Origin of the sequence: Streptomyces sp. Ru72 (genome assembly GCF_002920635.1) — a bacterium.
Classification (GTDB): Bacteria; Actinomycetota; Actinomycetes; order Streptomycetales; family Streptomycetaceae; genus Streptomyces.
Map to the genome: position 1 here is coordinate 22,385 of NZ_PQSR01000040.1, position 23,107 is coordinate 45,491.

The following is a 23,107-nucleotide window of genomic DNA, read 5'->3' on the forward strand; positions in this document are numbered from 1 at the left end:
AGAGCGACCACCCGGATGGATGATCGCACCTCGCCGCGTTCGCGTTACAGCCTTGAGGGTGAGGCGTTCGGGAGATCGGGGACGAGGCGTTACGGCGTCCGGGTGATGGCGTTCGGAGGGGCTCGGCGAGAGCGCCACCGCATCCGGGTGGGCATCAGGGCGGCCCGGGCCCCCGGCCCAGGCACCGCCGGGCAGAGGCCCCGGGCGCCCGGCTCCGGGGCCGGAGCAGAGCCGGGCGGCGCCCGTTGGTGCCGGGTGTGCCCCGACGGAGCCGGGCGGTGGCCGCCCCGCTTCCGCGCCACCGACCCGGCCGGGCGCCGGCAGCCGTCGCCGCCGGCGGGCTCCACCGGCCGCAAAGGGTGTCGGCACATGCGAAAGGGGGCCGTACGGAGCATCGCTCCGTACGGCCCCCTCGGGTCCTGTACGGACCCGGAGTCCTGGTGGACCCGCGGGAGGTCTTACTTGACCTCGACCGAGGCGCCGGCGCCCTCGAGGGACTCCTTGGCCTTGTCCGCGGCCTCCTTGTTGACCTTCTCGAGAACCGGCTTCGGCGCACCGTCGACCAGGTCCTTGGCCTCCTTCAGGCCCAGGGAGGTCAGCTCGCGCACGACCTTGATGACCTGGATCTTCTTGTCGCCGGCACCGGTGAGGATGACGTCGAACTCGTCCTTCTCCTCCTCGGCCTCGGCAGCGGCGCCACCAGCGGCACCACCGGCGACGACGACCGGCGCGGCAGCGGCGGCGGTGACGTCGAACTTCTCCTCGAAGGCCTTCACGAACTCGGAGAGCTCGATGAGGGTCATCTCCTCGAACTGGGCAAGCAGCTCGTCCTGGGTGAGCTTCGCCATGATGGCGGTCCTTCCACTCAAATCGGCAGGTGCCGGATGTACTGGATAAGGCGGGCGTACGTCGGCCCGCTGCGACCCTCGCCGCGTCAGACGGCCAGGATCAGAAAGCGAGCCGAGTTACTCGGCACCGCCCTGCTCGGCCTGCTTGGCGCGCAGCGCGTCCACGGTGCGGACGAGCTTCGACGGCAGCGCCTGGAAGACGGAGGCAGCCTGGGACTGCTTCGCCTTGAAGGCACCGGCCAGCTTGCTGAGCAGAACCTCGCGGGACTCGAGGTCCGCAAGCTTCTTGATCTCGTCGGCGGACAGCGCCTTGCCGTCAAGGACACCGCCCTTGATGACGAGATTCGGGTTGTCCTTGGCGAAGTCACGGAGACCCTTCGCCGACTCCACCGGGTCACCGGTGACGAAGGCGACGGCCGTCGGACCAGCGAAGAGCTGGTCGTCCAGCGTGATCCCGGCCTCGTTGGCCGCAATCTTGGTCAGCGTGTTCTTCACCACGGCGTACTGGGCGTTCTCACCGAGCGACCGGCGCAGGTTCTTGAGCTGCGCCACGGTGAGACCGCGGTACTCGGTCAGCACGGCGGCGTTGGAGCTGCGGAACTTGTCCGTCAGCTCCGCAACCGCGGCAGCCTTGTCGGGCCTCGCCATAGAGCCTCGGCCTCCTTCCGGGTGATTCGGACCGCGCGGACCCGAAGGAGGACTGGGGAAAACGAAACGCCCCGGCGCAGGCGCACGGGGCGGACTCGACCGGCCGTACGCACGTCACGACGCACGCACTCCGGGAGCTCTTCCACTGTCACCTGCGCGGGTCGTCCGCAGTTCAGCGGATCCTTCGGCCACCGCGCCCTCGTTCGAGCGCACGGCAACGACCAGCGGTCTTTGGCTTCTGTAGGAGAGTACGGGAACGGATCGCCGCCAAGCAAATCGGCTCCCGCGGTTCAGCTCCGTGCACGGTCTCCCGTCATGAGCCCTGGGTCTTCATCAGGTCCTTGAAGTCGGCCGTGTCCGCCGCCGGCGGCTTCGTCGTCGAGATCTTCGTGCCGTAGTCCCGGTAGTACGCCGTCGAGGACATCCGGCCGCTCGACAGCTCGCCCCGCTCGGTCTTCTTGACCAGCAGATCGTGGTCGTCGACCCAGACGTCGACCGTCTCCTCGGTGACACCGGCCTGCTCCAGTTGCTCCCTGAGGCCGCCCGTGAGGGACGCCGGAGTGACCGTGCCCGAGTAGTGCGTGGTACGGCGGCCGCGCACCGTCTCCTCGCCGACCCTGCGCACGTCCCCGGCGGCCAGCAGCAGCCTGACCGGCTGCAGCGGCGCGGTGTTGCGCAGCTGGTCCGTGAGATACGCCCCCGAGCCGCCCGGCAGGGACGCCAGGTCGTCGTAGGCGTACCTGATCCAGTGCCGGCCGTGCAGGCGCCGCGCGAACGCGTCGCCCACCTTCGCGTAGTAGGCGTCCGGCAGCAGCCGGGCCTCCATCGACGTACTGCCCAGCGCGCGCATCGTCTCGGCGAGCTGCCCGCCCGTGTAGGTGATCCGGAGCGTGCCCACCGACTCGCCGGCCCAGCCGAGCAGGCCGCCCGTCTCCAGGGCGAGCATGCCGCCCATGGACGTCGTGGACTCCACCCGCGCGGAGCCGGCCTTCTCGGTGGCCTTCTCGACGGCTCGCAGGGCCGCCAGTGACCGTGGGTCCACGTGGGCGGCCCGGCCGCCGGACGGCTCCGCGGAGGGCCGGGATGAGTCACCGTCTCCGAAGTGGCCGCACGCCGTCAGTGCGAACAGGGCGAGGGCCACCGAGACGGGGAGGACCCCACGCCTGAAGATGCCGTCCTTCATACGTTCCCCCCTGGTGCGCTCAGTGATCTTCACGCTAACTCCGGCCCAGGGGGTTCGGCACGCACCTCCGGCGAAACGGCATGTGCCCCATGTCTCAGACGCCGACGGGCCCCGCACCTCGAAGGTGCGGGGCCCGTGACCGACTGGGTGAGCCTTAGGCTCAGACCGCGGCCGGGTCCTCCTCGACGAGGAGGTTGCGGGTGCGGTTCGGGTCGACCGGGATGCCGGGGCCCATCGTGGTGCTGACCGCGGCCTTCTTGATGTAGCGACCCTTGGCGGCGGACGGCTTCAGACGGAGGATCTCCTCCAGCGCCGCGCCGTAGTTCTCCACCAGCTTGGTGTCGTCGAAGGACGTCTTGCCGATGATGAAGTGCAGGTTCGAGTGCTTGTCGACGCGGAACTCGATCTTGCCGCCCTTGATGTCGTTGACGGCCTTCACGACGTCCGGGGTCACGGTGCCGGTCTTGGGGTTCGGCATCAGACCACGGGGACCGAGCACGCGGCCGAGGCGGCCGACCTTGCCCATGAGGTCCGGGGTGGCGACGACGGCGTCGAAGTCCAGACGGCCCTTCGACACCTCGTCGATCAGCTCGTCGGCGCCGACGATGTCGGCGCCCGCGGCACGAGCGGCCTCGGCACGGTCACCGGTCGCGAAGACCAGGACCCGGGCGGTCTTACCGGTGCCGTGCGGGAGGTTCACGGTGCCACGGACCATCTGGTCGGCCTTGCGCGGGTCGACACCCAGACGCAGGGCGACCTCGACGGTGCCGTCGAACTTGGTCGTGGAGGTCTCCTTGGCGAGACGGACGGCCTCGAGCGGGGCGTACAGCTTCTCCCGGTCGATCTTGGCGTCCGCAGCGCGGAGAGCCTTGCTGCGCTTGCTCACAACTGCTCCTGTGGGTTCTGAAGGAGTCGTGGTACGGGCCGAGCAGGCCCTGCCACGTGCGGCTGTGGCCGCATGGTTCTACGAAGGTGGGGGTCAGCCCTCGACCGTGACGCCCATGGAGCGCGCGGTGCCGGCGATGATCTTCGCGGCAGCGTCCAGGTCGTTCGCGTTGAGGTCGGGCATCTTGGTCTGGGCGATCTCGCGGACCTGCGCCTCGGTGATCTTGGCGACCTTGGTCTTGTGCGGCTCGCCGGAGCCCTTCTCGATGCCCGCGGCCTTGAGGATCATCTTCGCGGCCGGCGGAGTCTTGGTCACGAAGGTGAAGGAGCGGTCCTCGTAGACCGTGATCTCCACCGGGATGACCCAACCGCGCTGCGACTCGGTCGCGGCGTTGTAGGCCTTGCAGAACTCCATGATGTTGACGCCGTGCTGACCCAGCGCCGGACCGACCGGCGGGGCCGGGTTGGCGGCACCGGCCTGGATCTGGAGCTTGATGAGCCCCGTGACCTTCTTCTTCTTGGGAGGCATAGCTCTCTCCGGGTCCTTAGTGAGAGTTTTCCGCCGCCATCCTTGGGCGTGATCGCCCGGATCACCGTGGGCGCGATCGCCCGGATCATCCGGATGGAGGCATACCGCACAACGATAACGGGTACTGTTGCGCGGCCAAAAACCGACAGGTCAGACGGCCCCCAGGGGGAGCCCGTCCGACCTGACCGGTGGCTGGTGCGGCAGTGGAGCCAGACGGAACCAGACGGAACTAGTTCTTCTGGATCTGGTCGAAGGAGAGCTCGACCGGCGTCTCGCGGCCGAAGATCTCCACCAGGCCCTTGACCTTCTTCGAGTCGGGGTTGATCTCGTTGATGGTCGCCTGCAGCGTGGCGAACGGGCCGTCGGTGACGGTGACCGAGTCGCCGACCTCGAAGTCCAGCACCTGGACCTCGACCTTGCGCTGCGGGGCCGGCTTGCCCTCGGCCTCGGCTGCCTCGCGGGCGGCCTTGGCCTCGGCCTCCGGGGCGAGCATCTTGACGACCTCGTCGAGGGACAGCGGGTAGGGGTCGTAGGCGTTGCCGACGAAGCCCGTGACACCGGGCGTGTTGCGGACGACGCCCCAGGACTCGTTCGTCAGGTCCATACGGACGAGCACATAACCGGGCAGCTTGTTCTGCTTGACGGTCTTCCGCTCGCCGTTCTTGATCTGGACGATCTCTTCCTCGGGGACCTCGGCCTGGTAGATGTACTCCTCGACGTTCAGCGTGACGGCACGCTGCTCCAGGTTCGCCTTCACCCGCTTCTCGTAGCCGGCGTAGGTGTGGATCACGTACCACTCGCCGGGCAGCGAGCGCAGCTCCTCGCGCAGCTTCTCGACCGGGTCGAGCTCGGGCTCCGGCTCGGCCTCGGCGTCCTCGGACGCGGCCTCGTCCTCGCCCTCCACGTGCAGGGCGGTCTCCTCGGCCGGCTCGCCCGCGGCGGCTTCGGCAGCCTCGGCCTCGTCGACCTCGTCCGCGCCCTCGACGATGTCGAGCTCGTCATCCACGGACTCGACGGCCTCCCCGCGAGGCTCCATGGCGTCGTTCAGGTTCGGGTCAGACACGGTGGCTGCTTCTTCCTGGATACATAGGGGTGGAACATGCGAAAGGGACGCCGGGCACGACGGCGTCCTTCGCTCTCGGCTCAGCCGAAGACGTACTTGGCGGCGTGGTTGAGCCCATAGTCAATCAGGGTCACCAGGGCGATCATGATCGCGACGAAGAAGATCACCACGGTGGTGTACGACGTCAGCTGGTTACGGGTCGGCCAGACGACCTTGCGGAGTTCCGCGATGATCTGGCGGTAGAAGAGGGCAAGGCGCTTCAGCGGGCCCTTCTTGGCTCGCTTGCCACCCTTACGGGCCTTCTTCTTCGACTCCTGCACCTCATCCTGGGCGTCAGGCATGTCGATGGAGCCCACGGCGTCCGTCACTCGTCCTCACCTGATTCCCGGGTCGTGGCCGTGCCGCGCCCGGTGGAGCCGCACGGCGAGTGCAATACGTACGTACTGTGCGCACACTTCCTGGTGAAGGAGTGTGTAGCAGGGCCGGAGGGACTTGAACCCCCAACCGCTGGTTTTGGAGACCAGTGCTCTACCAATTGAGCTACGACCCTTTGTGTGTACCCCAACGTACCGCATCCAGCCGGGTGCTCGGTGTGCACCGCCCGGTAGCGACCGCTGAAGGCCAACGAGGTGAGAGTGTACGTGTTCCACGGCCGGGCGTCGAACAGAAAGCGCCGGTAGGTGTCTTGCCCGTGAAAGATCGGCCGGTTGGGGGCGCGAATCCGGACACTTGTTCAGCCGTCGATCCGTTGCCGTTCAGTCTGTGAAACCCGCGTGCCGGGCGCGTTTCCCGTCTGAAACCATGGACCTCATGAGCGCTGCAACCCCTCCCACCGAGCGCCGGGTCTCCGCCCGGATCGGGGCGATCTCCGAGTCCGCCACCCTCGCCGTTGACGCCAAGGCGAAGGCCCTCAAGGCCGCCGGGCGCCCGGTGATCGGCTTCGGCGCCGGTGAGCCCGACTTCCCGACGCCGGACTACATCGTCGAAGCGGCCGTCGAGGCCTGCAAGAACCCGAAGTACCACCGCTACACGCCGGCCGGCGGCCTGCCCGAGCTGAAGGCCGCGATCGCCGCCAAGACGCTGCGTGACTCCGGCTACGAGGTGGATCCCTCGCAGATCCTCGTCACCAACGGCGGCAAGCAGGCCATCTACGAGGCCTTCGCCGCGATCCTCGACCCCGGGGACGAGGTGATCGTCCCGGCGCCGTACTGGACGACGTACCCGGAGTCGATCCGGCTGGCCGGCGGTGTCCCGGTGGAGGTCGTCGCGGACGAGACGACCGGCTACCGCGTCTCCGTCGAGCAGCTGGAGGCGGCCCGCACCGAGAAGACGAAGGTCGTCCTGTTCGTCTCCCCCTCCAACCCGACCGGCGCGGTCTACACCGAGGCCGAGACCGAGGCGATCGGCCGCTGGGCCGTCGAGCACGGCCTGTGGGTGCTGACGGACGAGATCTACGAGCACCTGGTGTACGGCGACGCGGCCCGCGTGTCGCTGCCCGCGCTCCTGCCGGAGCTGCGCGACAAGTGCGTGGTCGTCAACGGCGTGGCGAAGACGTACGCGATGACGGGCTGGCGGGTCGGCTGGATCATCGGCCCGAAGGACGTCGTGAAGGCGGCGACGAACCTGCAGTCGCACGCCACGTCGAACGTGGCGAACGTCTCCCAGGTGGCCGCGCTGGCCGCCGTGTCGGGCGACCTGGACGCGGTCGCGAAGATGCGCGAGGCCTTCGACCGGCGCCGCAAGACCATCGTGCGGATGCTGAACGAGATCGACGGCGTGGTGTGCCCGGAGCCCGAGGGCGCGTTCTACGCGTACCCGTCGGTGAAGGCTCTGATCGGCAAGGAGATCCGCGGCAGGCGCCCGAAGGACACGGTGGAGCTGGCCGCGCTGATCCTGGAGGAGGCCGAGGTCGCGGTGGTCCCGGGCGAGGCGTTCGGCACGCCGGGCTACCTGCGGCTGTCGTACGCGCTCGGGGACGAGGACCTGGTCGAGGGCGTGAGCCGGATCCAGAAGCTGCTGGCGGAGGCGCGGGACTGACGTCCCCCGCGTCCTTCACGCGCATGTGCGGGCCGTTTCCCTTCGGGGAGGCGGCCCGTTCGCGTGTGCGAGCAAGACCACGTTCGGGGAAAGCGCTACCGGGGCGGCGGGGGCGTACGGCAGGATCCTGGAATGGAGCACGTACGTGATGCTGCTGAGCGTGATCTCTCTCGGCTGCCGAAGGCCCATCTGCACCTGCACTTCACCGGATCGATGCGGCCCGCCACCCTGCTGGAACTGGCCGACAAGTACGGCGTGCGTCTGCCCGAGGCGCTCACCGAAGCCCTGACCAGCGGGGAACCGCCGAGACTGCGGGCGACGGACGAGCGGGGCTGGTTCCGCTTCCAGCGGCTTTACGACGCGGCGCGCTCGTGCCTGCGGGAGCCCGAGGACATCCAGCGGCTGGTGCGCGAGGCCGCGGAGGAGGACATCAAGGACGGCTCCGGCTGGCTGGAGATCCAGGTCGATCCGACGTCGTACGCGCCCCGCCTCGGCGGCCTGATCCCGGCGCTGGAGATCATCCTGGACGCGGTGGAGACGGCGATGCGGGAGACGGGCCTCGGCATGCGGGTCCTGGTCGCCGCGAACCGTATGAAGCACCCTCTGGACGCGCGCACGCTGGCCCGCCTGGCGGTCCGCTACCACGACCGGGGCGTGGTCGGCTTCGGCCTGTCGAACGACGAACGGCGGGGCATGGCGCGGGACTTCGACCGCGCCTTCGCCATCGCCCGCGACGGCGGCCTGCTCTCCGCCCCGCACGGGGGCGAGCTGACGGGCCCGGCCTCGGTGCGCGACTGCCTGGACGACCTGCACGCGAACCGTGTGGGCCACGGCGTACGGGCCGCGGAGGACCCGCGCCTGCTCCGGCGCCTCGCCGACAGGGGCGTGACCTGCGAGGTGTGCCCGGCGTCGAACGTGGCCCTCGGGGTGTACGAGAAGCCGGAGGACGTCCCGCTGCGGACGCTCTACGAGGCGGGCGTCCCGATGGCCCTGGGCGCCGACGACCCCCTGCTCTTCGGCTCCCGCCTGGCGGCCCAGTACGAACTGGCGCGCCGCCACCACGCCTTCACGGACGAGGAACTGGCGGAACTGGCCCGCCAGTCGGTACGGGGCTCGGCGGCCCCGGAGGACGTGAAGGTGAAACTGCTGGCGGGGGTCGACGACTGGCTGAGCACGCCGGGGCCGTCCGGCGCCTGAGCACCCGGCCCGGTCGCAGGGCGGGGGCGGCGGCGATCACCTTGCCGAGCCATTCGGCCCCGGGCCACTCGGCCCCGGGCCGCCCGGCTCCGGGCCGCTCCTCCCCGGCTACTCCCCTGGCGCGATGCCGTTCAGCAGGGTGCGCGCCAGGCGGTGCGCGAAGTCGTCCACCGGCGGCCGTTCCTCCGCCGCCTCGTAGGCGAACGCCCGCTGCGCGCACGCGCCCAGCAACAGCGACGCCGCCGCGAACGTGTCGGCCTCCGTACGCACCCGCCCCGCCGCCTGCTCGGCCCGCAGGTACGTGTCCAGCAGCCGTATCGGCATGTGCGGCCCCGCCCCCATCTGCCGCAGTGCCTCGTCGTGGCGCCTCTTGAGCTGTGTCTCGGCGTACAGCGACGCCGCGATCGGAAAGCTCTGCTCGTAGAAGAGAGCCGCCTGACGGGCGATGGCGGTGAGGTTCTCCTCGAGGGTGTGGCCCCCCCGGCTCGGCCACAAGGCGGCTGATCAGCGGTGTCAGCTGCGGCAGCCGCTCCGCCAGCACCCCGATGAACAGTTCCTCCTTGCTGGCGAAGTGTTTGTAGAGCGCAGCCTCGGAACAGCCCGCCGCCTTGGCGATCTCCTTGGTCGTGGCCCGGGCGAGCCCCACCGTGAGCATGAGCTCGTGCGCGGCGTCGAGGATCCGGACCCGCGTCGGCGCGGTCTGCGCTGCCGTCTGCGCGCTTCTGTGCTGCATGGGGCCCAAGGATTCCACGGCCTGCCCGATGGAGGCTTGACGGGTGGGTGCGTACTTACTCACTCTAGAGGCCAGCTGGTGAGTGAACATTCACCCACCAGATCGACCAGGGGAGACGAAAGCCATGAGACTCACCGTTTTCGGCGCCACCGGGGGCATCGGCCAGGAGATCGTCAAGCAGGCCCTGGCGACTGGCCACCAGGTCACGGCCGTCGTACGGGACCCAGCCCGGCTCACCGTGACCGGCACGGCTCTGGACGTGGTCCGGGCCGACCTGACCGACGCGGAGGCGCTACGTCCGGCGGTGAGCGGCCGGGGCGCGGTGCTGTCGGGACTCGGTGCGCGAAGCCGCAAGGACGCGGGGGTCGCCACCCGCCTGACCCGTACGGTCCTGCGTGCCATGGAGGCCGAGGCGGTGCGGCGCCTGGTCGTGGTGAGCGCGGCTCCGATCGGTCCCGAAGCCGAGGGTGACGGACCGCTCGACCGCGCGGTACGCGGACTGGTCTCCCTGCTGCTGAAAGACGTGTACGCCGATCTCAGGGAGATGGAGGAGGAACTGGCCCGCAGCACCACGGACTGGACGGTCGTCCGCCCGCCGCGCCTGCAGAACAAGCCGCTCACCGGCGCGTACCGCACGGTCGTCGGCGGGAATCCCCCCAAGGGCCGTTTCATCGCCCGCGCCGACGTCGCCCACGCGATGTTGCGGATGATCGACGACCCGGCCACGGTCAAACAGGGAGTAGGCGTGGCTTACTAGAGGACCTGCGGCGGCCGACCTGCGGCGGCCGGCCACAGGTCGGGGCCGAGCCCGACCTGTGGCCGGCCGGCTGGGTCAGAGGCTGACGCCGACCGTCACCGGCTCGTTCACCAGCGTGATCCCGAAGGCCTCGCGTACCCCCGCCACGACCTCGCGGGCCAGCGCGAGCAGGTCCTCGGTGGTGGCGCCGCCCCGGTTGGTGAGGGCCAGGGTGTGCTTGGTGGAGATACGGGCGGGCCCGGTGCCGTACCCCTTGGTGAAGCCCGCCCGGTCGATCAGCCAGGCCGCCGATGTCTTGGTGTGCCCCTCCCCCGCCGGGTACGCGGGCGGCTCCGCTTCCTCGCCCAGCCGCTCCTTCACGCGGGTGCGGAACGCGGCGAAGTCCCGGTCCGTGAGGATGGGGTTGGTGAAGAAGGAGCCCGCCGACCAGGTGTCGTGGTCCTCCGGGTCCAGGACCATGCCCTTCCCCGAACGCAGCTTCAGCACGGTCTCGCGGGCGTCGGCCAGCGGCACACGGTCGCCGGGCTCCACGCCGAGGGCGCGGGCCGTCTCGGCGTACCGGATGGGCGCGGACAGTCCGTCCGCGTCCTGAAGCTCGAAGCGGACCCGCAGGACGACATGGCGGTCGGGGTCGGCCTTGAAGCGGCTGTGACGGTACGAGAACGCGCACTCGGCGTTCGGGATCGTGACCGTCTCGCGGGTCCTGCGGTCGTAGGCGATCACCTCGGTGATCGTGGAGGAGACCTCCTGGCCGTACGCCCCGACGTTCTGGATCGGGGTCGCGCCCGCGGAGCCCGGGATTCCGGCCAGGCACTCGATACCGGCGAGCCCGGCCTCGACCGTGCGGGCGACGGCGTCGCTCCACACCTCGCCCGCGGCCAGCTCCAGCTTCGTGCCGTCGAGGGAGAAGCCCTTCGTCGCGATGCGCAGGGCGGTGCCGTCGAAGCCCTTGTCGCCGATGACCAGGTTGGATCCGCCGCCGATCAGCAGCAGCGGCGTACCCGAGTCGTCGGCCTCGCGGACGGCTTCGATCACCTCGGCGTCGGTGGTGGCGGTGATCAGGCGGTGCGCGGGGCCGCCCAGTCGGAAGGTGGTCAGCGGGGCGAGCGGGGCGTCGTGGAGTTCCTGCACGCGCCCAAGACTACGAGACGGCACCGACAGCCCCGGCACGACGTAAGGGGCGCCCGCAATGGCGAGCGCCCCTTACCGAAAGCCCCGACCGCGGGTCAGGCCAGCCGTACGAGCGCTCGCGACATGCCCAGCACCTTCTGGCCGCCGCTGGTCGCCGTGAGGTCGACGCGGACCGTGTTGTCGTCGAGCTTTGCCCCGACCTTGCCGCTCACCTCGACGAGGGCGCCCTGGTCGTCGTTGGGGACGACGACGGGCCTGGTGAAGCGGACGCCGTACTCGACGATCGCGCCGGGGTCGCCCACCCAGTCGGTCACCACACGGATCGCCTCGGCCATGGTGAACATGCCGTGCGCGATGACGTCCGGCAGGCCGACCTCCTTGGCGAACTTCTCGTTCCAGTGGATCGGGTTGAAGTCCCCGGAGGCGCCCGCGTAGCGCACGAGTGTGGCGCGGGTCACGGGGAAGGTCTGAGCAGGCAGTTCGGCGCCGACCTCGACGGTGTCGTACGCGATCTTCGCGGTCATCCGGGTCACTCCCCCTCTTCCGGCGCCCTGGCGACGAGCTTGGTCCAGGCGGTCACCACGTGCTCACCGACCTCGTCGTGGACCTCGCCTCGGATGTCCAGGACGTCGTTGCCGGCCAGGCTCTTGATCGACTCGATGGTCGAGGTGACGCTGAGCAGGTCGCCGGCGCGGACCGGGCGGGTGTAGACGAACCTCTGGTCACCGTGCACGACCCGGCTGTAGTCGAGGCCGAGCTGCGGGTCCTCGATGACCTGGCCCGCGGCCTTGTACGTGATCGCGAACACGAACGTCGGCGGGGCGATCACATCGGGGTGACCGAGCGCCTTGGCGGCCTCCGGATCGGTGTAGGCCGGGTTGGCGTCCCCGATCGCCTCCGCGAACTCACGGATCTTCTCCCGGCCGACCTCATAGGGATCGGTGGGCGGGTAGGACCGCCCCACGAAGGACTGGTCGAGCGCCATGGGCTCGGCACCTCCTGGTGTGTGCTGTGGTTGACCGCGCTGGACGACCCGCCCGGTCCGAGGACGGTCCGGGCCTGCGGACCGCCCACATCGTCGCATCTGACAACGAACGAGCGATGCGCGGGCCGCAACGACACGAGGCCGCCCCCTGCTGTAGGGGACGGCCTCGCTGATGAGTCCGGATCAGCGCGTCTCGCGGTGCGCGGTGTGCGCGTTGCAACGCGGGCAGTGCTTCTTCAGCTCAAGACGATCCGGGTTGTTGCGCCGGTTCTTCTTGGTGATGTAGTTCCGCTCCTTGCACTCCACGCAGGCCAGCGTGATCTTCGGGCGGACGTCGGTGGCAGCCACGTGAGTGCTCCTTGACGAACGGGTAGACGAAATTAACGCAAGAAAGAGTAGCCGATCGAAGGACCGACCCCGCAATCGGCTACTGTGAGTAGCGGTGACCGGACTTGAACCGGTGACACAGCGATTATGAGCCGCTTGCTCTACCGACTGAGCTACACCGCTGCGATGCGATCGGGCCCTGCCTCGCGGCGGGAACCTCTCCCATCAGAGCCCCAATACGGAATCGAACCGTAGACCTTCTCCTTACCATGGAGACGCTCTGCCGACTGAGCTATTGGGGCGAGCGATGAAGACATTACACGGTCGCCTGCCGTTCGCCCAAATCCGTTTCGCCGCACCCCGTCCGTACTGTTCCCGGTGCCCCCGCGCACCACACCCCCGGTACGACTATTGCGCTCCTCCCCGCCCCGGCCGGGCCGCAACCCTAGGCTCGAGTCACCCTGCGTGATCTTGCCTTTGGTGCCGTGGACCACAGGAGCGCGATGCCCGACAGCCGACCGCAGCCGCCCCGCTTCCCGCCCTCGCCGTCGGACCCCGCCGACTCCGCCACCCTGCTGCTGTGCGGGGCCCGGCTCACCGACGGCCGGACGGTGGACGTGCGGCTCGGTGGTGGTCGTATCGAGGCCGTCGGCACACCCGGCAGCCTGGCGACCGGTGCCGTCGGCGCCCGCGTCGACCTGCGCGGCTATCTGCTCCTGCCGGCCCCCGCCGAGCCGCACGCCCACTGCGACACGGCCCTGTCCGCCGACGGCACGGGCGACTCGCGGGGTTCGGGCGGCCCCGGACCACAGGCGCCCCCTCCGGAGGAGGTCCAGCGTCGCGCCACCGAGGCCGTGCTGCTGCAACTCGGGCACGGCGCGACGGCCCTGCGCTCCCACGTGCGCATCGGTGAACCGGGGCTGGACGCGCTGGGCGCCGTACTGAGGGCGCGGCGCTCGCTGCGCGGGCTCGCCGAGCTGACGGCTGTGGCGATGCCGGGAGTGCTGACCGGGGCCGCCGGCGCGGACGGGCTCGCGATGCTGCGGGACGCGGTGAAGATGGGCGCGACGGTGGTGGGCGGCTGCCCGGACGCGGACCCCGATCCCGCCGGGTACGTGGAGGCGGTCCTGCAGATCGCCTCGGAGTTCGGCTGCCCGGTCGACCTGCACACGGACACCCGCGATCCGGTGCGGCTGTCCCGGCTCGCGGCGATGGCGGCCGGTCTGCGGCCCGGGGTGACGCTCGGTCCGTGCGGCGGCCTCGGGCGCCTCACGGCGGGGACGGCCGCCCGCGTCGCGGACCGGCTCGCCGCTGCCCGGGTCACCGTGGTGTGCCTGCCACAGGGCGGCTGCGGCGCCATCGGCCGGCGCGGCACGGCTCCGGTGCGCCTGCTGCGGTCGGCCGGGGTGCGGGTCGCGGCGGGCAGCGGGGCACTGAGGGACCCGGCGAACCCGGTCGGGCGCGGAGACCCGCTGGAGGCGGCCTACCTGCTGGCCTCGCGGTACGGGGTGTCCACCGAGGACGCGTACGACATGGTGAGCGCGTCGGCGCGGGCGGCGCTCGGGCTGCCTGAGGTGCGCGTGGAGGCGGGTTTCCCGGCGGAACTGCTCGCGGTGCGCGCCGACGGGCTGGCCGGCGCGCTGTCGCTGGCCTACAGCCGGGTGGTGATCCACCGGGGGCGCCTGGTGGCTCGTACGAGCGCGGTGCGGGAGTACTGCGACTCGGCCGCGGTGGCGCTGGAGCTGCCACGGCAGGGCCGGGCGGAGCCGTCGTGACGGCCGGGGACAACTCGGCCCTGACGTGCGGTCGTTGCGCGGGGCGGGAAGGCGCGCTCCGCTGTGCGTGAAGTCGTGGGAGTCGTGGGGCAAAAGGCCCCGTCGGGGCGTACGGTCGGAAACATGCGCATTGTCATCGCTGGAGGTCATGGTCAGATCGCGCTGCGGCTGGAGCGGCTGCTCGCCGCGCGCGGCGACGAGGTCGCGGGGGTCATCCGCCGGGCGGAACAGGCCGACGATCTACGGGAGGCGGGCGCCGAGCCGATCGTGTGCGACCTGGAGTCGGCGTCGGCGGAGGAGGTCGCCGCGCATCTGCGGGGAGCCGACGCGGCCGTCTTCGCGGCGGGTGCGGGCCCGGGCAGCGGCGCGGAGCGCAAGCACACGGTGGACCGGGACGCGGCGATCCTGTTCGCGGACGCGGCGGAACGGGCGGGCGTGCGCCGGTTCGTCGTCGTGTCGTCGATGGGCGCCGATCCGGAACGCCCGGGCGACGAGGTCTTCGACGTGTACCTGCGCGCCAAGGGCGAGGCCGACGCCTATGTACGCGCCCACAAGTCCCTGGACTGGACGATCCTGCGCCCCGGCTCCCTGACGGACGACGCCGGCAAGGGCCTGGTCCGCCTGGAGGCGCACACGGGGCGCGGCGCCATCCCGCGCGACGACGTGGCGGCGGTTCTGGCGGAACTCGTCGACACACCCGCGACGGCCGGTCTGACGCTGGAGCTGATCAGCGGTTCGACCCCGGTGTCCGTGGCGGTGAAGTCGGTGGCCGGGAACTGAGCGGGGCGGGGATGCCGGAGGGGATTCCGCCGTCGCGGGCGGCGTTGCTGACGCGGATGTACGAGGTGTTCGCCACGGACGAACGGGACGCGTTCGTCCTGCACTGCCTGTCCCCGGACGTCGACTGGCCGAACGTCCTCGACGGCGTACGGTTGCGCGGCCGCGAGGAGGTACGCGCGTACTGGGCACGCCAGTTCGCCTCCGGCCACCCGCTGGTACGCCTTGAGGGGCTGCGCCCGGAGGACGACGGCGAGGCGGTCGTCGCCACCGTGCGGCCCGGCAGACGCACGCGGACGGGCGACGAGTGGGCTGCGGACACCGTCGAGCATGTGTACCGCTTCGACGCGGAGGGCCTGGTGAGCCGGATGGACGTCCGGCGGCCCTGACGGCTCGTCGGTCGGCGGACGGGTTCGGAGCGCCCCTGGAGACCGCCCTCAGAACAGCGGAAGCTGACCGGGGAACTCCGGTACGGCATACCCGTCGAGGGTGGGCTGCGCGGCGTCGGCCTGCGCGAGCCGACGGGACCCGGGACAGGAGACGAGCGTCCCGCCGCTCCGCGTCCCCGGCGGATCGTGGCGCGCGAACCGCCCCGCGACGACGGCGATGTCCCGCCGGCACTGGGGGCAGGTCCTGCGGGGCGACGACATGGGTTCAGCGTACGAGAACCGGCTCGGCGGGGAGAGGAAACGGCCGGTGGCCGTCAGAGACACGGGAGGGGCGTCGGGGCTGGTACGCGTGATCAAGGTCATGGCGGACGCCATGCGCGTGCCAGGACGAGCAGGGGCCACGGGGAACCACAGTGCCGGGCAGTAGGCCCGAACGAGATCGGCCCCCGACCAGACTTGCTGGTCAGGGGCCGATTCCCACTAGCGTGGCGGCGCCAGGATTCGAACCTGGGTAGGCATAGCCGACAGATTTACAGTCTGCTCCCTTTGGCCGCTCGGGCACACCGCCGGGGATTGCTGCCCTGGAGGCCGCTTTTCGGCGGTGCTCCCTGGCAACGACGTAAACGATACCTGATGCGCAGGGGTGCTTCGCCACCCGATAGATCGGGACCGGACCGGAGGGGGTGACTAGGCTTATGCGGATGCGGCCCGGCTCGACGCCGGGCCGGGCGCCCGCGCTCCCGCACGCCGATCCGCAGCCCGTTCCATCCCGATACAAGGAGCCACAGGACATGGCCGACTCCAGTTTCGACATCGTCTCGAAGGTCGAGCGGCAGGAGGTCGACAACGCCCTCAACCAGGCCGCCAAGGAGATCTCCCAGCGCTACGACTTCAAGAACGTCGGCGCCTCGATCGCCTGGTCCGGCGACAAGATCCTGATGCAGGCCAACTCCGAGGACCGGGTGAAGGCCGTCCTCGACGTCTTCGAGACCAAGCTGGTCAAGCGTGGCATCTCGCTGAAGGTGCTGGAGGCCGGTGAGCCGCAGCTCTCCGGCAAGGAGTACAAGATCTTCGCGTCGATCCAGGAGGGCATCACCCAGGAGAACGCGAAGAAGGTGGCGAAGATCATCCGTGATGAGGGTCCCAAGGGCGTCAAGGCCCAGGTGCAGGGCGACGAACTGCGCGTCAGCTCCAAGAGCCGGGACGACCTCCAGACCGTGATCGCGCTGCTCAAGGGCAAGGACTTCGACTTCGCCCTGCAGTTCGTGAACTACCGGTAGGCCCCTTCCACGACGCAGGGTGGGCACCCCGGGCGCGGGGTGCCCACCCTTCTGTGCCGCTGGCTGCGGCTTCGGTGGCGCGCTCAGCGGCGGGAGTCGCCGAACAGGATGCGGTAGATGATCAGCAGCACGAGCGAGCCGCCGATCGCGGCCGCCCAGGTGGCGCCGTCGTAGAAGTGCTTGCTGATCGGGTGGTGCAGCCAGCGGGCGGAGATCCAGCCGCCGATGAAGGCACCCGCGATGCCGATGAGGGTCGTCCCGATGAAGCCGCCGGGGTCCTTGCCCGGCAGCAGGAACTTGGCGATGGCGCCTGCCAACAGCCCCAGGATGATCCAGCTGACAATGCCCATGCCGTGAACCTGCCTCTCCGCGCTGTGCCTGTGCTGTGTTTCTGCTCCGGCCAGGCTGTGTCATGCGTCGACGTGTGTGATTCCGCTGGTCACGCGCTCGTTCAAGAGTTCGTGGCGCGTCGTTGTCGGGGAGGACGCCTCCGCGGCGGCCGCCGGTTGCACGGCTCAGTAGGGTTCGGTCCATGACACAGTCCGGGGAACAGACGTCCGGTGACGTGGGGCTGCGACGGACCCTCGGGGTGGGGGACGCCGTCGTCATCGGGCTCGGATCGATGGTCGGGGCGGGGATCTTCGCGGCCCTGGCGCCCGCGGCGCGTGCCGCCGGGTCGGGGCTGCTGGTGGGGCTCGCGGTCGCCGCCGTGGTCGCCTACTGCAACGCGACCTCCTCGGCACGCCTGGCCGCTCTGTATCCCGCCTCGGGCGGCACGTATGTGTACGGGCGCGAGCGGCTCGGGGCGTTCTGGGGCTATCTGGCGGGCTGGTCGTTCGTCGTCGGCAAGACGGCTTCCTGCGCGGCGATGGCCCTGACCGTGGGCGCGTACGTCTGGCCGGGGCAGGCGCACGCGGTGGCGGTCGCGGCCGTGGTGGCACTGACCGCCGTCAACTACGGAGGCATGCAGAAGTCGGCCCTGCTGACGCGGCTGATCGTGGCGGTGGTCCTGGCCGTCCTCGCATCCGTGGTCGTCGTCTGTCTCGGGTCCGGTGCGGCCGACGCCTCACGGCTGGACACGGGCGGCTTCGGCGGAGCCGGCGGGGTGCTGCAGGCGGCGGGGCTGCTGTTCTTCGCGTTCGCGGGGTACGCGCGGATCGCCACCCTCGGCGAGGAGGTGCGGGACCCGGCACGCACCATCCCGCGCGCGATCCCGCTGGCGCTCGGCATCACGCTGGTGGTGTACGCGGCGGTGGCTGTCGCTGTGCTTTCCGTGCTGGGTGCCGACGGGCTGGGGCGCACCGCGGCACCGCTGACCGACGCGGTGCGGGCGGCGGGCGTGCCCGGTCTCGTGCCGGTGGTGCGGGTGGGTGCCGCGGTGGCCGCGCTGGGTTCGCTGCTGGCGCTCATCCTGGGCGTCTCCAGGACCACGCTGGCCATGGCCCGCGATCGGCATCTGCCGGGCGTCCTGGCCGCCGTCCACCCGCGGTTCCAGGTGCCGCACCGGGCCGAGCTGGCCGTAGGTGCAGTGGTGGCCGCGCTCGCCGCGACGGTGGACGTGCGGGGCGCGATCGGGTTCTCCTCCTTCGGGGTGCTGGCCTACTACGGGATCGCCAACGCGTCTGCGTGGACCCTGAGTTCGGCGCCGGCTTCGCGCGTCGTACCGGCGGTCGGGCTCCTCGGCTGCGTCACGCTGGCGTTCGCGCTGCCCGGGGTGTCGGTGGGCGCGGGGGCGGGTGTGCTGGGTCTGGGCGTGGTGGCGTACGGCGTACGGCGGTGGATGGCCGGGCGGTGACGACCGGCCGGCTCGCGGGCGGTGGCGAAGGTGACGACCGGCCGGGTCGCGGGCGGTGGCGGAGGTGACGACCGGCCGGCTCGCGGGCGGTGGCGAAGGTGACAACAGGCCGGGCCGCCGGGGGGAGGCGGGCGGTAGTGATCAGCCGGGCCGCGGGCGGCGGCCACCGGCCCGCGTCGCAGACGGGCGCTCCGGAGCCCGCTGCTGCGCCCGCGCGTCCCTCAGCGCGCCGCGAAAGGCTGGTCCGTCGGCACGATCTCGCGGCCCAGCGGCAGCAGCGAGACCGGGATCAGCTTGAAGTTCGCGATGCCGAACGGGATGCCGATGATCGTGACGCACAGGGCGATGCCCGTGACGATGTGGGCGAGGGCCAGCCACCAGCCGGCCAGAACCAGCCACAGGACGTTGCCGATGCAGGACGGGGCGCCCGCGTCCCGGCGCTCGACCGTCGTGTAGCCGAAGGGCCACAGCGCGTAGAGGCCGATGCGGAAGGCCGCGATGCCGAACGGAATCCCGATGATCGTGACGCAGAGCAGCACGCCCGCGAACAGGTAGCCGAGGAACAGCCAGAAGCCGCTCAGTACGAGCCAGACGACGTTCAGGATTGTCTTCACCGGTGGCGACCTGCCATCTGTTCGAGCCGGGCGATGCGCTCCGCCATCGGCGGGTGGGTGGAGAACATCTTGGACAGCCCCTGACCGGGACGGAAGGGGTTGGCGATCATCATGTGGCTCGCCGTCTCGATCCGCGGCTCGGAGGGGAGCGGCAGCTGCCGTGTGCCGGTCTCCAGCTTGCGCAGGGCGCTCGCGAGGGCCAGGGGGTCGCCGGTGAGCTGGGCGCCGGACGCGTCCGCCTCGTACTCACGGGAGCGGCTGATGGCGAGCTGGATGAGGGATGCGGCGAGCGGGCCCAGGAGCATGATCAGCAGGAAGCCGAGCAGGCCCGGGCCGTCGTCGTCGTCCGAGCGGCCGACCGGGATCAGCCAGGCGAAGTTCACCAGGAACATGATCACCGAGGCGAGGGCGCCGGCGACCGACGAGATGAGGATGTCGCGGTTGTAGACATGGCTGAGTTCGTGGCCGATGACGCCGCGCAGCTCGCGCTCGTCGAGGAGCCGGAGGATGCCCTCGGTGCAGCACACGGCCGCGTTGCGCGGGTTGCGGCCGGTCGCGAAGGCGTTCGGCGCTTCCGTCGGCGAGATGTAGAGGCGGGGCATGGGCTGGCGGGCCTGGTTGGACAGCTCGCGGACCATGCGGTAGAGCGCGGGGGCCTCGAACTCGCTCACCGGGCGCGCGCGCATCGCGCGTAGAGCCAGTCTGTCGCTGTTCCAGTACGCGTACGCGTTCGTGCCGATGGCGACGAGGAGCGCGACGACCAGGCCCGTACGCCCGAAGAAGCTGCCGATGACGATGATGAGTGCGGACAGTCCCCCGAGGAGTACTGCGGTCCTGAGCCCGTTGTGCCGGCGGTGCACGGTACGCCCTCCAAGTGGTGCGGCAGGGGAACCCTTTGTCTGCGAACTGCTTGTCGACTCCACTTCTCAGTGGACCTTCCCGCACTGGTCAACGCCAGGCGGGCGGCGCTAGTTCCCTGGTGCGGGACCCGGAGTCCGTGGGCCGTCCGGGTGAGGAGGCGGCATCCGGCACGCGCGTGTGCCGGATGCCGGATGCCCGCACGCGTGGGGGCGCCGGTCAGAAGAGTGCGGTGGCCGCGAAGCGGAGCACCAGCTGGGGGGCTCCCGACAGGGCGACGCCCAGCACGGCCGTCAGGGTGAGGGCGGCCGTGAGCGGAGCCGGGACGCGGTGCTTCTCCGGCTCGCCCTCGGGGGCGCGGAAGAGCAGGGCCGTCCACTGGAGGTAGTAGAAGAGCGCGATCACCACGTTGACCGCCATGACCACGGCGAGCCAGCCGAGCCCGGCGTCGACGGCCGCGGAGAAGACGGTGACCTTCGCGAAGAGGCCGATGATGCCCGGCGGCAGGCCTGCCAGGCACAGCAGGAAGAAGGCCAGGAGCAGCGCGGCCAGGGGGTTCGAGGCGTGGAGGCCGCGGTAGTCGGTGATGCGGTTCAGGGTCCTGGTACGGCCCACGAGTGCGGCCACGGCGAAGGCGCCGAGGTTCACCGCGGCGTACATGAGGGCGTACGCCACGGTGGAGCCGATCGCCTTCTGGGCGTCCTTGGAGTAGGCGGCTGCCGCGATCGGCACCAGGAGGTAGCCGGCCTGGCCGACGGAGGACCAGGCGAGCAGGCGTACCGCGCTGTACGCGCGCGTGGCCTGCTGTCGCAGGGCGCCGACGTTGCCGACGGTCATGGTGAGGGCGGCCAGTGCGGCCAGTGCCGGGCCCCAGGCGTCGGAGTAGGACGGCAGGGCGACGACGGTGACGAGGATCAGGCCGGAGAAGCCGACCGCCTTTCCGACGACGGACAGGTAGGCGGCGACCGGGAGGGGCGCGCCCACATAGGTGTCGGGCACCCAGAAGTGGAACGGGACGGCGGCCGTCTTGAAGGCGAAGCCGACGAGGGTGAGGACGACGCCCGTCTGGGTGAGCGTGTGGAGTTGTCCGCTCACGTGCTGGATCCGGTCGGCGACCTGGGTGAGGTACAGGGTGCCGGTGGAGGCGTACACGAAGCTGATGCCCATGAGGCTCACCGCCGTCGCGGTGACGGACGACAGGAAGAACTTCAGGGCGGCTTCGGAGGATTTCTTGTCGCCGTGCCGGATGCCGACGAGGGCGAACGCGGGCAGGGAGGCGACCTCCAGGGCGACGACGAGGGTGGCCAGGTCGCGGGAGGCGGGCAGCAGGGCGGCACCGGCGGCGGAGGACAGCAGCAGGAACCAGAACTCCCCTTCGGGGACGTCCTTCCGGGCGTCCTGGAGCGCGGTGACCGACAGCAGGGCGGCGAGGAGGGCGCCGCCGAGGACGAGGAACTGGATGACGAGGGTGAAGCGGTCCGCCGTGTAACTGCACACCTGCGGGCTGCCGGTCAGGCAGAAGGTGGCGCGCTCGCCGTCCAGGAGGGGCAGCAGCATGAGGCTCGCCGCGGCCAGTCCGGCGATGGACGCCCAGCCGAGGAGGGCCTTGTGCCGTTCGTCGAGGAAGAGGTCGGCGACCAGGACGAGGAGTCCGACGGCCGCCGCGATGGTGGGCGGTGCGATCGCCAGCCAGTCGACGGACTGGACGAGGGAGCTCATCGGATGCCTCCTGCGAGGAGCTGCTGCACGGCCGGGTCGGTCAGGCCGAGGAGTGCCCTCGGCCACAGGCCGGCGAGGACGGTGAGGACGACGAGCGGCGTCCAGGCCGCGAATTCGTACGTGTGGACGTCGGCGAGCTCGGGGGTCTCCTGGGGTACGGCCCCCATGCACACGCGCCGCACCACGATCAGCATGTACGCGGCGGTGAGCAGCGTGCCGAAGGCGGCGATCGCCATGAAGGTGAGGAAGGCGGGGCGGCTGAGGTCGGCGGCGGGCTTGAACGCGCCGAACATCGCGAGCATCTCGCCCCAGAACCCGGCGAGGCCCGGCAGCCCCAGCGAGGCGACGGCGCCGAAGGCCAGGAGGCCGCCGAGGCGGGGCGCCTTGCCGTAGAGGGCGGCACCCGTCTCCTCGGCGAGGGCGTCGAGGTCGGTGGTGCCGGTGCGGTCCTTCAGCGCGCCGACCAGGAAGAACAGCAGGCCGGTGATGAGGCCGTGGGCGACGTTGGCGAACAGCGCGCCGTTGACGCCGGTCCGGGTGGTCGTCGCGATGCCGAGCAGTACGAAGCCCATGTGGCCGACGGAGGAGTAGGCGATGAGCCGCTTGAGGTCGCCCTTCGCGCCTCGCTTGGCGAGGGCGAGGCAGGCGAGGGATCCGTAGATGATCCCGACGACGGCGAAGGCGGCCAGGTACGGCGCGAAGGTGTGGAAGCCGTGGGGCGCGGCGGGCAGCAGGATGCGCACGAAACCGTAGGTGCCCATCTTCAGCAGGACGCCGGCCAGCAGGACCGAGCCGACGGTCGGTGCCGCGGTGTGGGCGTCGGGCAGCCAGCTGTGCAGCGGCCACATCGGTGCCTTGACCGCGAGCCCGATCCCGACCGCCAGAACCGCGATGACCTGCACGGATGTGGTGAGCGACCGGCCGTTGTCAGTGGCGAGTGCCACCATGTCGAACGTGCCCGCCTTGAGTCCGATCAGGAGCAGGCCGAGCAGCATGACGACGGAGCCGAGCAGCGTGAAGAGGATGAACCGCCACGCGGCCCGGGTCCGGCCCTCACCGCCCCAGCGGGCGATGAGGAAGTACATCGGGATGAGGACCATCTCGAACGCGAGGAAGAACAGCAGCAGGTCGAGGACGGCGAAGGTCGCGAGGGTGCCGGACTCGAGGACGAGCAGCAGGGCGACGAAGGCCTTCGGGGACGGGCCCGAGGGCATCTTGAAGTACGAGTAGAGCGCGCAGAGGAAGGTCAGCAGCGCGGTCAGCACCAGAAGGGGGAGGGAGATGCCGTCGATGCCGAGGTGGATCCGCACGTCGAGTGCGGGGATCCAGCTGATGTCGGTCGTGGCCTGCATCCTCGACGGGTGGTCGTGGTCGAAGCCGAGCGCGAGGGCGATCGCGGCGATGAGCACGGCGCCGGTGACGGTCACGCCGTGCCGCAGCACGGCCTGCTCGGGTGACGTCCCCTTCAGTCCGGGCGGGGCCGGGAGGAGGGCGGCGAGCGCGCCGAGGAGCGGCGCGACGACGACGAATGCCAGAAGGAACTGCATCACGGACTCGCTGATATCGATCACGCCGGC

General features: G+C 70.6%; 25 protein-coding genes, 4 tRNA genes and 1 pseudogene. 8 read left to right on the plus strand and 22 right to left on the minus strand.

Annotation, left to right across the window (positions count from 1 at the left end; genetic code table 11):
- Nucleotides 1-458: 458 nt before the first annotated feature.
- The 8 genes from rplL to C3488_RS19775 all read right to left on the minus strand — a co-directional run bounded on the left by rplL (nt 459) and on the right by C3488_RS19775 (nt 5,706).
- Nucleotides 459-848, minus strand: a complete 390-nt coding sequence (gene rplL, locus C3488_RS19740) for a 50S ribosomal protein L7/L12 (RefSeq protein ID WP_103841195.1) — start codon at nt 846-848, stop codon at nt 459-461.
- 117 nt (nt 849-965) lie between these two features.
- A complete protein-coding gene (rplJ, locus tag C3488_RS19745) occupies nt 966-1,496 on the minus strand; it encodes a 50S ribosomal protein L10 (protein ID WP_103841197.1) in 531 nt (176 codons plus the stop codon).
- Between the two features lie 313 nt (nt 1,497-1,809).
- Nucleotides 1,810-2,679, minus strand: a complete 870-nt coding sequence (locus C3488_RS19750; RefSeq protein ID WP_103841199.1) for a hypothetical protein — start codon at nt 2,677-2,679, stop codon at nt 1,810-1,812.
- Between the two features lie 160 nt (nt 2,680-2,839).
- A complete protein-coding gene (rplA, locus tag C3488_RS19755; protein WP_103841201.1) occupies nt 2,840-3,565 on the minus strand; it encodes a 50S ribosomal protein L1 in 726 nt (241 codons plus the stop codon).
- A gap of 93 nt (nt 3,566-3,658) precedes the next feature.
- Nucleotides 3,659-4,093 carry a 50S ribosomal protein L11 gene (gene rplK, locus C3488_RS19760; RefSeq protein WP_023547415.1) on the minus strand — a complete coding sequence of 145 codons (435 nt, stop codon included), beginning with the start codon at nt 4,091-4,093 and terminating at the stop codon, nt 3,659-3,661.
- Between the two features lie 229 nt (nt 4,094-4,322).
- Entirely contained in the window at nt 4,323-5,156 is an 834-nt protein-coding gene (nusG, locus tag C3488_RS19765) for a transcription termination/antitermination protein NusG (RefSeq protein WP_103841203.1), read from the minus strand.
- A gap of 80 nt (nt 5,157-5,236) precedes the next feature.
- A complete protein-coding gene (gene secE / locus C3488_RS19770) occupies nt 5,237-5,524 on the minus strand; it encodes a preprotein translocase subunit SecE (protein WP_055493151.1) in 288 nt (95 codons plus the stop codon).
- A gap of 109 nt (nt 5,525-5,633) precedes the next feature.
- Nucleotides 5,634-5,706 (minus strand) — tRNA-Trp (locus tag C3488_RS19775).
- A gap of 260 nt (nt 5,707-5,966) precedes the next feature.
- On the opposite strand from C3488_RS19775, the gene C3488_RS19780 reads away from it, so the two are divergent.
- Nucleotides 5,967-7,193, plus strand: a complete 1,227-nt coding sequence (locus C3488_RS19780; RefSeq protein WP_103841205.1) for a pyridoxal phosphate-dependent aminotransferase — start codon at nt 5,967-5,969, stop codon at nt 7,191-7,193.
- A 132-nt stretch (nt 7,194-7,325) separates the two neighbouring features.
- On the plus strand, nt 7,326-8,390 hold the full coding sequence (locus C3488_RS19785; RefSeq protein ID WP_103841207.1) for an adenosine deaminase: 1,065 nt from the start codon (nt 7,326-7,328) through the stop codon (nt 8,388-8,390).
- 108 nt (nt 8,391-8,498) lie between these two features.
- On the opposite strand, the pseudogene C3488_RS19790 reads toward C3488_RS19785, so the two are convergent.
- Nucleotides 8,499-9,123 (minus strand): annotated as a pseudogene (locus C3488_RS19790) (TetR/AcrR family transcriptional regulator).
- A gap of 124 nt (nt 9,124-9,247) precedes the next feature.
- Here C3488_RS19790 and C3488_RS19795 point away from each other — a divergent pair.
- The gene (locus C3488_RS19795) at nt 9,248-9,880 is read left to right on the plus strand and encodes an NAD(P)-dependent oxidoreductase (RefSeq protein ID WP_103841209.1); all 633 of its coding nucleotides are present in this window, start codon (nt 9,248-9,250) and stop codon (nt 9,878-9,880) included.
- Between the two features lie 75 nt (nt 9,881-9,955).
- On the opposite strand, the gene C3488_RS19800 is transcribed toward C3488_RS19795, so the two are convergent.
- The 6 genes from C3488_RS19800 to C3488_RS19825 form a co-directional block, all read right to left on the minus strand.
- Nucleotides 9,956-11,011, minus strand: coding sequence for a UDP-N-acetylmuramate dehydrogenase (locus tag C3488_RS19800; protein ID WP_103841211.1), 1,056 nt, complete (start codon nt 11,009-11,011; stop codon nt 9,956-9,958).
- Between the two features lie 95 nt (nt 11,012-11,106).
- Nucleotides 11,107-11,535, minus strand: a complete 429-nt coding sequence (locus C3488_RS19805; RefSeq protein WP_103841262.1) for a MaoC family dehydratase — start codon at nt 11,533-11,535, stop codon at nt 11,107-11,109.
- Between the two features lie 5 nt (nt 11,536-11,540).
- The gene (locus C3488_RS19810) at nt 11,541-11,996 is read right to left on the minus strand and encodes a MaoC family dehydratase N-terminal domain-containing protein (protein ID WP_103841213.1); all 456 of its coding nucleotides are present in this window, start codon (nt 11,994-11,996) and stop codon (nt 11,541-11,543) included.
- Between the two features lie 183 nt (nt 11,997-12,179).
- Nucleotides 12,180-12,344, minus strand: coding sequence for a 50S ribosomal protein L33 (gene rpmG, locus C3488_RS19815; protein WP_067397031.1), 165 nt, complete (start codon nt 12,342-12,344; stop codon nt 12,180-12,182).
- An 89-nt stretch (nt 12,345-12,433) separates the two neighbouring features.
- Nucleotides 12,434-12,506 (minus strand) — tRNA-Met (locus C3488_RS19820).
- Between the two features lie 46 nt (nt 12,507-12,552).
- Nucleotides 12,553-12,625 (minus strand) — tRNA-Thr (locus C3488_RS19825).
- 201 nt (nt 12,626-12,826) lie between these two features.
- On the opposite strand from C3488_RS19825, the gene C3488_RS19830 reads away from it, so the two are divergent.
- From C3488_RS19830 to C3488_RS19840, 3 genes are all read left to right on the plus strand, one after another.
- Nucleotides 12,827-14,098 carry an amidohydrolase family protein gene (locus tag C3488_RS19830; protein WP_103841217.1) on the plus strand — a complete coding sequence of 424 codons (1,272 nt, stop codon included), beginning with the start codon at nt 12,827-12,829 and terminating at the stop codon, nt 14,096-14,098.
- Between the two features lie 123 nt (nt 14,099-14,221).
- A complete protein-coding gene (locus C3488_RS19835; protein ID WP_103841219.1) occupies nt 14,222-14,878 on the plus strand; it encodes an SDR family oxidoreductase in 657 nt (218 codons plus the stop codon).
- A gap of 11 nt (nt 14,879-14,889) precedes the next feature.
- The gene (locus C3488_RS19840) at nt 14,890-15,264 is read left to right on the plus strand and encodes a nuclear transport factor 2 family protein (protein ID WP_258053517.1); all 375 of its coding nucleotides are present in this window, start codon (nt 14,890-14,892) and stop codon (nt 15,262-15,264) included.
- Nucleotides 15,265-15,312: 48 nt separating this feature from the next.
- On the opposite strand, the gene C3488_RS19845 is transcribed toward C3488_RS19840, so the two are convergent.
- Together C3488_RS19845 and C3488_RS19850 are read right to left on the minus strand one after the other, a co-directional pair.
- A complete protein-coding gene (locus tag C3488_RS19845) occupies nt 15,313-15,525 on the minus strand; it encodes a hypothetical protein (protein WP_103841266.1) in 213 nt (70 codons plus the stop codon).
- 225 nt (nt 15,526-15,750) lie between these two features.
- Nucleotides 15,751-15,832 (minus strand) — tRNA-Tyr (locus C3488_RS19850).
- Nucleotides 15,833-16,055: 223 nt separating this feature from the next.
- On the opposite strand from C3488_RS19850, the gene C3488_RS19855 reads away from it, so the two are divergent.
- A complete protein-coding gene (locus tag C3488_RS19855) occupies nt 16,056-16,544 on the plus strand; it encodes a YajQ family cyclic di-GMP-binding protein (protein ID WP_103841221.1) in 489 nt (162 codons plus the stop codon).
- Between the two features lie 83 nt (nt 16,545-16,627).
- Here C3488_RS19855 and C3488_RS19860 read toward each other — a convergent pair whose 3' ends face one another.
- On the minus strand, nt 16,628-16,894 hold the full coding sequence (locus C3488_RS19860) for a GlsB/YeaQ/YmgE family stress response membrane protein (protein ID WP_103841223.1): 267 nt from the start codon (nt 16,892-16,894) through the stop codon (nt 16,628-16,630).
- Nucleotides 16,895-17,076: 182 nt separating this feature from the next.
- Here C3488_RS19860 and C3488_RS19865 point away from each other — a divergent pair, with 182 nt between their 5' ends.
- Nucleotides 17,077-18,339 carry an APC family permease gene (locus C3488_RS19865; RefSeq protein WP_103841225.1) on the plus strand — a complete coding sequence of 421 codons (1,263 nt, stop codon included), beginning with the start codon at nt 17,077-17,079 and terminating at the stop codon, nt 18,337-18,339.
- 221 nt (nt 18,340-18,560) lie between these two features.
- Here the strand turns inward: C3488_RS19865 and C3488_RS19870 are convergent, their stop codons facing one another.
- The 4 genes from C3488_RS19870 to C3488_RS19885 all read right to left on the minus strand — a co-directional run bounded on the left by C3488_RS19870 (nt 18,561) and on the right by C3488_RS19885 (nt 23,101).
- The gene (locus tag C3488_RS19870; RefSeq protein ID WP_103841227.1) at nt 18,561-18,953 is read right to left on the minus strand and encodes a YccF domain-containing protein; all 393 of its coding nucleotides are present in this window, start codon (nt 18,951-18,953) and stop codon (nt 18,561-18,563) included.
- Nucleotides 18,950-19,813 carry a zinc metalloprotease HtpX gene (htpX, locus tag C3488_RS19875; RefSeq protein WP_103841228.1) on the minus strand — a complete coding sequence of 288 codons (864 nt, stop codon included), beginning with the start codon at nt 19,811-19,813 and terminating at the stop codon, nt 18,950-18,952. The genes C3488_RS19870 and htpX overlap by 4 nt, the downstream gene beginning before the upstream one ends.
- Before the next feature lie 217 nt (nt 19,814-20,030).
- Nucleotides 20,031-21,530, minus strand: a complete 1,500-nt coding sequence (locus tag C3488_RS19880; RefSeq protein WP_103841230.1) for an NADH-quinone oxidoreductase subunit N — start codon at nt 21,528-21,530, stop codon at nt 20,031-20,033.
- A complete protein-coding gene (locus C3488_RS19885; RefSeq protein ID WP_103841232.1) occupies nt 21,527-23,101 on the minus strand; it encodes an NADH-quinone oxidoreductase subunit M in 1,575 nt (524 codons plus the stop codon). Before C3488_RS19885 ends, C3488_RS19880 begins: the two co-directional genes overlap by 4 nt.
- Nucleotides 23,102-23,107 lie beyond the last annotated feature (6 nt).